Source organism: Chitinophaga sp. (assembly GCF_036569185.1).
Taxonomy (GTDB): domain Bacteria; phylum Bacteroidota; class Bacteroidia; order Chitinophagales; family Chitinophagaceae; genus Chitinophaga.
Genome location: NZ_DATCRD010000305.1, coordinates 1 through 8,659 on the forward strand (window position 1 = coordinate 1; position 8,659 = coordinate 8,659).

At 46.3% G+C, this 8,659-nt stretch carries 9 protein-coding genes; 2 read left to right on the forward strand and 7 right to left on the reverse strand.

Going from position 1 to position 8,659, the window contains the following annotated elements:
* Window positions 1-189 precede the first annotated feature (189 nt).
* On the forward strand, window positions 190-756 hold the full coding sequence (locus tag VIM72_RS23735) for a DUF4256 domain-containing protein (protein WP_332005306.1): 567 nt from the start codon (window positions 190-192) through the stop codon (window positions 754-756).
* A gap of 4 nt (window positions 757-760) precedes the next feature.
* On the opposite strand, the gene VIM72_RS23740 is transcribed toward VIM72_RS23735, so the two are convergent.
* A complete protein-coding gene (locus tag VIM72_RS23740; protein WP_332005307.1) occupies window positions 761-1,300 on the reverse strand; it encodes a prolyl-tRNA synthetase associated domain-containing protein in 540 nt (179 codons plus the stop codon).
* Between the two features lie 243 nt (window positions 1,301-1,543).
* On the opposite strand from VIM72_RS23740, the gene VIM72_RS23745 reads away from it, so the two are divergent.
* Window positions 1,544-1,993, forward strand: coding sequence for an SRPBCC family protein (locus VIM72_RS23745; RefSeq protein ID WP_332005308.1), 450 nt, complete (start codon window positions 1,544-1,546; stop codon window positions 1,991-1,993).
* Window positions 1,994-2,050: 57 nt separating this feature from the next.
* Here the strand turns inward: VIM72_RS23745 and VIM72_RS23750 are convergent, their stop codons facing one another.
* The 6 genes from VIM72_RS23750 to VIM72_RS23775 form a co-directional block, all read right to left on the reverse strand.
* Window positions 2,051-2,830: a hypothetical protein gene (locus tag VIM72_RS23750; protein WP_332005309.1), complete on the reverse strand. Its 780-nt coding sequence runs from the start codon at window positions 2,828-2,830 to the stop codon at window positions 2,051-2,053.
* Between the two features lie 247 nt (window positions 2,831-3,077).
* Window positions 3,078-3,791, reverse strand: a complete 714-nt coding sequence (locus VIM72_RS23755) for a hypothetical protein (protein WP_332005310.1) — start codon at window positions 3,789-3,791, stop codon at window positions 3,078-3,080.
* 33 nt (window positions 3,792-3,824) lie between these two features.
* Complete coding sequence (locus VIM72_RS23760) at window positions 3,825-5,420, reverse strand: hypothetical protein (RefSeq protein WP_332005311.1); 1,596 nt, start codon at window positions 5,418-5,420, stop codon at window positions 3,825-3,827.
* Window positions 5,421-5,490: 70 nt separating this feature from the next.
* Window positions 5,491-6,924 (reverse strand): PKD domain-containing protein, encoded by a 1,434-nt coding sequence (locus tag VIM72_RS23765; protein ID WP_332005312.1) that lies wholly within the window; start codon window positions 6,922-6,924, stop codon window positions 5,491-5,493.
* Between the two features lie 17 nt (window positions 6,925-6,941).
* Window positions 6,942-8,159: a hypothetical protein gene (locus VIM72_RS23770; RefSeq protein ID WP_332005313.1), complete on the reverse strand. Its 1,218-nt coding sequence runs from the start codon at window positions 8,157-8,159 to the stop codon at window positions 6,942-6,944.
* Between the two features lie 77 nt (window positions 8,160-8,236).
* Window positions 8,237-8,659 (reverse strand): helix-turn-helix transcriptional regulator (locus VIM72_RS23775; RefSeq protein ID WP_332005314.1); only part of this gene is annotated, 423 nt, incomplete at its 5' end.

Consider the following 8,659-nt stretch of genomic DNA (forward strand, 5'->3'; position numbering starts at 1 on the left):
AGATGAGAGGCTTTGAGTAAATTTTTCATATCGCTGTTTGAGTTTTAGTTTGAATTTTATTGACAACACAAAGATGAAATTCATTTCAGAATCAGACCCGGTGCGAAAACGACAACATGAGGGATGAATTGCGACAAAATTATTTACTTTTGCTGCAACCTATAATTCCAGGCGTTAACTATCAACCATATGAAAAACACTAAACGAAAACTATCGCCAGAACAATCACAGTCACTGCTCAGCGTATTAAAAACCCGCTTTGAGAAAAACAAGCAACGTCATAAGGGGCTCGACTGGGCCAGGCTACAGGCAAAGCTGGAAGCCAATCCGGCAAAATTATGGTCGCTCGATGAAATGGAACTAACCGGCGGCGAACCGGATGTAGTGGGATATGATAAAGCGAAGGATGAATACATTTTTTTCGACTGTTCAGCAGAAAGCCCCAAAGGCCGCAGAAGTATCTGCTATGATCACGAAGCCCTTGAATCAAGGAAAGAGCATAAACCGGGAAACAGCGCCGTTGAAATGGCTGCTGATATGGGCATTGAGCTTTTAACAGAGGCGCAATACCGCGACTTACAGCAGCTTGGCAGCTTTGACCTGAAAACATCGAGCTGGATAGTAACCCCTCCTGCCATAAGGAAGCTTGGCGGGGCGTTGTTCTGTGACCGCCGGTATGATCATGTTTTTGTGTATCACAATGGTGCGGAGTCTTATTATGCTGCCAGGGGATTCCGTGGGTGTTTAAGGGTATAGCCGGCTATAGCTGTACGAATTTGGGCGTATGGCCGGTAAAGGGGATGAATTCGTTTATCACCCATGCCGTGCTGAGCTTGAGATAGCTGGTGGTAGTACCATCGCTGCAGCCATACCATTCTTCCGCAAGAATATCGTTATCGATGACCAGCTGTACGGCCATCTTATTGTCCAACATCAGCCCGAACACCGTTGCGGCGCCAATATCCGTTCCCAGTATGGAATTCAGCAGTTCAACCGGGGCAAAAGACAGGCGGGAAATTCCCAGCGCTGCGCTCAGATCTTTTGTTTTGAAAGGCTTTTGGGCGGTGGTCACCACCAGGTAGAAATTTGTTTGCTGCCGGTTACAGAGAAAAAGTGTTTTCACTGTTTTCATGTTCAGCCGTTCATCTATCCTGGTACAATCTTCCATTGTGATTGCGGGGTCTGTATCCACCCGCTCATATTTCACACCTTTCTCCCTGAACATTTCATATACCATTTGTTGTAATGGCGTATGGAAGATGGATGGTTCGGTTTGTTTGGCCTCACTAACAAAAAACATATCAATACTTATTTACTATTGCCTTTCAATGGGCCAAAGATAGCCGATAGACGCCAAAAAACGAACCCGGTCGCAAACCACCCTCCAAATTGTCGTATATCCCCACCGTATGAATCTGATTTTCTTTTCACCTTTGTTATGTCGGTAAGAAATAAACAAACGGCATACAATAAGTGGAGCAGCTACCACTTTAAAAACGGGCGAAACCGAAAAGCCAGATGAGTAGGAATAAAATTGCATCTTATGTCAAACAACACTGTTTCTCTGCACCGGGTTCTTAAAACATCGCCCGAAAAAGTTTATCGCGCATTTACTGAACCCACTGCCATCGCATCATGGTTGCCTCCTTATGGATTTCTTTGCACCGTTCACGAACAGGAAGTAAAAGTAGACGGCGCTTTCAGGGCTTCTTTCCAGAACTTCGGCACTGGTCACAGCCATTCATTCGGGGGCGTATACCTCGAAATCAAGCCTAACGAATTTTTAAAATACACTGATAAATTTGACGATCCCAATCTGCCGGGAGAAATGATCACTTCTGTATGGCTCCGGAAAACTATTGCCGGTACAGAAATAAAGATCACACAGGAAGGCATCCCTGCTATGATACCTGTTGAAATGTGTTACCTGGGCTGGCAGGAGTCCCTGGAAAAACTGGCAAAACTGGTAGAGCCTGAAATACCAGACGCATGAGATATGAGCTCAATACGATAAGGCCTTCAGATCCGCTGATCTGAAGGCCTTGTTTTATTACCCCAGCGCCAGCCGGATAGCCTTTTCCACAGGCGTATACCCTACCTCCGAACCTTCAATCACCAATTCATTTCGCAATAACAAAGGAGGTTGCGCCATAAATTTAGGCGTATGGCCACGATGCGCCTGGGCGGCATGCACCAGGAACGGGTGGCACAAATAAATGGTACCAGCTTTACCCACTGCCAGCGCTTCTTCCCTTTCCGGCAATTCATGCAACCTGCCGGCAAGCTCCATAAAAGAAAGCCCCCTGTCTCCTTCCGGGGATAAAAGCCTGGCTACATCCTTATGCGATTTCCGGTAGATGATGGTAGGGGCATCGGCCTCCGTTACATCAGAATAGAGCACCAGCATTAATAAAGCACGTCCTTTGGATGATATATTGGCGCGCCATTCAAAGTAATTGGAGGGGTCGTCGCCCGGGAAGCTTACGTCCACATGCCTGCCGGTGTCGTTGGGCTGTTTGGGGGAGGGAAACCTGACCGGGAAACTGCCTACACTTTGGCAGGGGATCCATCTGCCTTCACCAACCAGCTGGTCAAAAGCGGCATGCAGTTCCGGCGTGTTAACCGATGCGATAAAGGGCTGCTGCGTATACATGCCCAGGCGGATCACCGGCTCTGTCCAGGTGTTGGGGTTCCCGCGTTCAAAAGGAATATCTTTCCATAAAATATCCAGGGCGGCGCTGGCAGTATCCGGGGAGAATACATTATCAATGCGAACAAATCCCTCTGTAATGAACTGGTCGATTGCTTGTTTACTTAATATATCCGGCATAAAATTATTTTTTGATAAAGTCCATAGCACAACCATCCCGTTGTGGCAGGACAAATAAATACTGATTAAAAAACTATACGATGAGGTTATTGGCGCCACTCCCTAAACGGCGCATTGCTTAAGAACTAAGCCAGGAAAGGTTTATAACATTACGGTCATTCTCATGCCGCTAAATTAAAAAAAATTCTACAGGAAAAAAAGCGGCAGGATGACAGCCGTTCTTTGATTGGTTTAAAATGAATATTGCTTATGATTTACCTGTTTTGTAGTTCCTGAATAAAAATGCGAAGAGGCCTATCATGGCAAAAATAATTATCATAAACAGTATTCCGGCCAGGAAATTTTTTAAAGCACTTCCACTCCAATAAAACGCTTCTGCGCTGCTAAAGAAGCGGCTGCGGTCAGGCTGGCGATCATTTACCATGATCACATAACTTTCCTGTTGTTGCAGCCGGCTAAACCTACGGGCTACCTGGCCGCTTAAATACTCAGTTTTAGTATTGGAAAATATGGGGAAAGAATAAAACTTAAGCACTTCCTTCTGATGTTGCTGATAACGATGGCCATTTACCTGGTAGCTATAATCAACATTAACAAAACCGTACAAATTACTCCGTTGTTTGTACACCCCATACCCGGAAACGGCCACTTCTCCCTGTACAGTATGATAACCCGGGTGCGTCCATTGAAATTCTTTCAATCGCAGGTAAGGCGACAGGGAATATAACACTACTACCAGGAAATAAGTTACCCCGGTATAAAAAAGGTATCTTCTTAAATGATGTTTGCTTAATGGTTGTTTTTCGGGCTGCCTGATGTAAAATATAAGAAATATAACAGCTCCGGTAAAGAGGCTATAGATAGCCAGTTGAAAGGGATTCCAGATAACTATAAAAAAGACGCCAGCAGCCGCCAATAATATATACCCGGCAATGTTCTCTAAAAAACTTTTCTTACTCATTTAAATGATCCGTTCATCTTAAATCTACTATTGTTATTTTCCCTTCTTGTTCCTCGGGTTGCTTTTTTTGGAAGATGATCCTTTCTTCTTCTCTTCGGCTGGCTCACTTTCAGCAACTTTTTTCCAGTATGTATTAATACCTTCTACCATAGTTCCAATAACGTGTTGTCCTTCTTTTAGTTGCCCGGATGCTGCAACTACCGCTTCCCTGCTGTCGCCCAACTGGATCTTTGCAAAAGCCTGCAGGTCAAAACGCAACTCCTCCAACCTGTCTGTACTGCTTTTCAGGAAGCTCAGTTCCTCCTTCAGGATAGAATTCTCCCCTTTTATAATGGTATCCAGTAACTTCTCTATGGCTTCGTTTAACTCCTGCACTTCAGCGGAAAATTCATTGAGAGTGGCGCTGTTATATTCCTTGTCCAGCGCCTCTTTTTCTTCCCTCGCCACTCTTCTCTTTTCTATATTTTCAGGAGACATTTCTTCTTCCCTGTATTGTTTAAATTTAAGGCTCTGTCCCAACCTGTCGTGCAGGCGCCTTTCCAGTCCCTGCATTAAATGCTGACAAGCCTTACAGGAAGGTACAATGTCGCCGCTGCCGTATTCTCTGACTTCACCATGCGCGTCTACAATAGGTACCGTACTGTTATCATTGAGTGGCGACACCCATCTTTCCGTCATGGAGGCATGTTGCAAAGTGGTAGGATGTATTTTCACGCTGGTACCGTCAATAATAGACCAGATCAGCTTTGGGGCAGCACAGGTACCGGTAGCCCCGGTTTTCACCTCTTTGCCGTCTGCCTTTTCTTTTACAATGTTCTTTTCTTCGCCGGTGCCAAAACTCTGGCGGCCTATTTCCCGGGCAATAATTTCCCGGGCTTCTTCCACATCCATCACAGCCCTCACATACTGCATACCCAGCGACTGTGCAATAGCCTGAAAACCGGTGGATGCACCGCCGGAGCAGGTAGCAAACACCTGTCCATCCATGATCAGTACACCCAGCATATATCCTTTATAGGTACCCTGTTCTTCATCATAACGCAAGAGGTTTCCCAATTCCGTTTTTGCACCATTATTCCCGGCCTGCACCTCGGCAAACAGTTGCCTTGCTTTCTTGTCAATGGCCGTATACAGCTCCCCGGAAAGCTCCTGGCTTCGCTGACTTTGCGGAATGGTAAAAGGCTTGTCTGGCCTAAGGACATTGGACACCAGGTTCGGATATGGTGTATGACGCATATAAATATCATTCACACTTTTCGATAACTGGAGGATATGCTCTGTCATGGCATTAGTATTTTCTCCCCGTAAAAATTCCTGCAGTGCACGCCATGTTTGGGGGATCTGCAATTCATTACTCAATTTCGGGAACAGCACTATCACTTCTTCCACTGCTTCTTCAAAAGTCTGGTTACGTGCATTCACCATTATCTTCAGGTAGTTGTCGATCGCTTTTTTATCACTTCCATTTTCCAGCATCTTTTCGATTTTAAACTGCATAATCCCCTCGCCTTGTTGTAATACAGGCAGCGTTGCAACAGCCGGATAGGCAATACCATTATGAGGAACCGGTTGATTAGCAGCGGCGCGGGAAACGCCGGGAGCAGTTGTTTTGAGGAAACCTGGTGACATATGGAGTGAATATATGTCTTCAAAAAGTAACCAATTGTAACTTAATAAACAAATATTATTTACAGGTTACTCACGGATACTTTCCGGCCGCCGTTTTTGCGGCATCGCTCATGGGCCAGCGCCAGGTAGTCACAAACAGGGTGGTAAGATTCTTATTGGCAGCAGCACATGACGCCAGGATAAAGTTGTCAACCGCATCCTGTGTGGTAATCGCCGCAGGGCGACTGCCAGCCTGCTTCCACACGTTGCGGATAAAATTTTCCCCGCCGTAATCCCTTGTTAACCGCATGCAGAAAGAGGCAAACAAATCGGTAGCTCCTCCAAATCCGCCGGGCACACCTGCGTTTACCCCCAGCGTATTGCTCCAGTTCAGCGAAGCATTGGCCGTATACTGATCCACCAGTTTTGTAACAGCGCCTTTGAACTCCGCAAAGGGCATCACAGTGCCGCCAACAAAAGGCCCGCCCTGCACACCAGTGGCATCAAGACTCATAAAGCGCATCAGCACTGCATAACCGGTGGTAACAGGATCATTCGTTTTATAGGCCAGCTGATCTCCATAAAACCAGAAGTTCCTGCCAAATTCGTAAAAAGGAACCTGGTCGAATTGGTTGTTGTTGCGGATCCCATTGTAAATAATATCGAAATTGGTGTTCAGGATTTCGATACCTGTTGCGCCCAGGTATCCGCAGCCCGCGCCACAGGTAGCAGGCACATCGGCTATTACACTCCGCCCGTCCAGGATTTTGGCAGGTCCGGGATCCCGGCCTGTACAAGCCCTGTAAAAGCCATATACACTATCCATAGTGCTCACCCATTTAGTCATTACCGCCGGATCAAGATTAAGGTGGCGGGATAAGATAACGACCCGGTTACCGGGCCAGGGGAACAGACTATACTGTTTGCCATCAAATGAAGTATAGGAAACTGTATTGCTGATGTTTATTTCTTTGGTTACTATTGCTTCCCCGGTGGGATTTTTCACCGTTAACTTTACGGTGAACTTTCCGGCAGCGGCATAAGTATGTGTGGGATTGGGCAGTACCGATGTGCTACCGTCCCCGAAATTCCACAGGTAATCCTTTCCTCTTACCGTTGTGCTGGTGAATGCCAGCTGGCTGGGTTTCAGGATATCAGGCGTGGCAAAGGTGAAATCGGCAATGGGGCCTTTAATGTTGATAGTAATAGTTTTCTCCGTAGAGTCTTTCCGGTTACCATCAGCCGCTACCAGGCGCACCGTATAATTGCCGTTAGCGGTATAAATGGCAGCGGGCTGTTGTTCTGTGCTGGTTGCACCATTCCCGAAAGACCAGGAATAGGACTTTGCATTCCGGGAAAGATTTTCAAAATTCACTTTAAAGGGATAAACAGCGGTATCGGCAATGGTAAAGGAAAATGCTGCCGATATCTTCTGATCATTTATTACAGGGGAGGTTGAGCCATCGCCTTTTTTACAGGCGGCCACGCCGGCAGCAAAGCATGCGATCAACAGTAGCTTTTTCATGCGTAACATATCACTTTTTAGTATAGCTGTTTGATGGTAATAGGAATGGAAATGTTATAATCCAGCGAGCCCAGGGCGCCATCATTCCGGTCCATTGTAATGGCGCCGGTAATCACGTTATCTTTTAGTGTGCCCGTGAGCGTTACATAACAGAACGGGCGGCCAGTGGTCCAGGCATACTTAATGTTCACGTTATTCCCGGTAATGCCCCCGCTTGTATACGTATATACGTGCTGGTTAACAGGAATAACCGGTGTTGGAGAGCAGGAAGGATCGATCTTTGTTTCTTTCTGGTAGATGAAGATCTTTGAGCTGATGATGGAACCGGTCGATTTTTTCAGTTTGATATCTGCAAACGCATCAAAGTATTCGCCATTGAGCACACAGTAGATTCCCCCTCCGTAGCTGAACTGGAAAAGCTTATTGGTTCCCAGCATGTAGCTGGTGGTTTCCGCCTGGCTGTTTTCCGTTTGTGTTTTGGGGCTGGGCGGCGCATCCGCCGGGGCGCGGTCAAGATCCATTTCGCTGGCGTTGGCAGCATTGGTGCCCACCATAGCCGCTGCTATGCCTCCTGCAATACAGGCGGGTAAACTAATAGTACAGCCAAGTGCGGATACGCCTAACACCACCATGTCAATTAGTTTGACGGCGCCCTGTGCAGTGATCACCTGCGACATCCACGGATCAGGGCTTGTAGCTCCCGCCTGCAGCAATAACATGAGCAAACCTCCGTTTAACGAAGCATAACTTACTTTAGATTCGAGCTTACCGGAAGGATTATCTACCACAAAGCTGTACAATAACTTTGAGTCGTTATTGGAAAAATTATAATCAAATACCTTAATGGCAGTCTTATTCGCTTCATCATAGTGGAAGCTTACCAGTCCATTCATTTTAACGCCTGCAATGCTTACAAAGCAATATTTTGGCCGCTGCAACTGGTCCAGCACAACGCTTACAGCCGTGTCGCCCGCTGTTTTCCTGAGCATCATTTGCTCAATTCTTTCTGGTACGCCCTTGCTGTTAAAGTTGCCGTAGTAGTAAATGCGATAGTTGTTATCTGCACTGGTATAAATCCCCTGTAATGCGTTGCTCTTATTGGCCAGGGAAGCGTTGCTGATCACTTCCAGTTTACCCTGATCTTTAGGTGGTTCGGTAGATGACTTTTTACAGGTTACCGCAACATAGGAAAGGAATAATACAACGCCAATAATTTTGGTTTGATGGTATTTCATACGTAAATGGTTTATCCCCATGGGATACCCAAAGGTCAAAACCTGCGGCCATTTAAAAAATACCCACTAGTGGGTAATCAGCCAAACACCCGGTAGTACATCAGTTCAGCGTTATCTTTACATCGTAGTTTATGGATGATATTTTTGCGGTGGGTTTTAGCAGTATTCAGCGTGATAGCGTACCTGTCGGCAATTTCCTGGTTGCTGTAATGCTTTGTGATGAGTGATAAGATTTCCTTTTCCCGCTTGCTGAGCGCTGCATACAGGTGCATTTTCTCTATCACGAACGCCCTGTTCTCAAACATTCGCCTGAACTCACGCAGGTAATCCGGCAACAGGTCTGCAGATATATCCAGGATAATCCGGGCCCGGTTATCTTCACCGTTTTTATCTACCTGCATGTTTACATCATCCGGGTGCTGCTGTGGTAAGGTCATCCACTGCATGGCCTGGTTGATATGCGAAAAATACCTGGGCCGATAGGTTAAAGGATCATTTTT

What these genes read in the sequence shown, in the direction of transcription:
- VIM72_RS23770 (WP_332005313.1), bottom strand. Translation starts at nt 8,159, where the DNA reads ATGAAATACCATCAAACCAAAATTATTGGCGTTGTATTATTCCTTTCC.
- VIM72_RS23740 (WP_332005307.1), bottom strand. Translation starts at nt 1,300, where the DNA reads ATGTTTTTTGTTAGTGAGGCCAAACAAACCGAACCATCCATCTTCCAT.
- VIM72_RS23755 (WP_332005310.1), bottom strand. Translation starts at nt 3,791, where the DNA reads ATGAGTAAGAAAAGTTTTTTAGAGAACATTGCCGGGTATATATTATTG.
- VIM72_RS23750 (WP_332005309.1), bottom strand. Translation starts at nt 2,830, where the DNA reads ATGCCGGATATATTAAGTAAACAAGCAATCGACCAGTTCATTACAGAG.
- VIM72_RS23765 (WP_332005312.1), bottom strand. Translation starts at nt 6,924, where the DNA reads ATGAAAAAGCTACTGTTGATCGCATGCTTTGCTGCCGGCGTGGCCGCC.
- VIM72_RS23760 (WP_332005311.1), bottom strand. Translation starts at nt 5,420, where the DNA reads ATGTCACCAGGTTTCCTCAAAACAACTGCTCCCGGCGTTTCCCGCGCC.
- VIM72_RS23735 (WP_332005306.1), top strand. Translation starts at nt 190, where the DNA reads ATGAAAAACACTAAACGAAAACTATCGCCAGAACAATCACAGTCACTG.
- VIM72_RS23745 (WP_332005308.1), top strand. Translation starts at nt 1,544, where the DNA reads ATGTCAAACAACACTGTTTCTCTGCACCGGGTTCTTAAAACATCGCCC.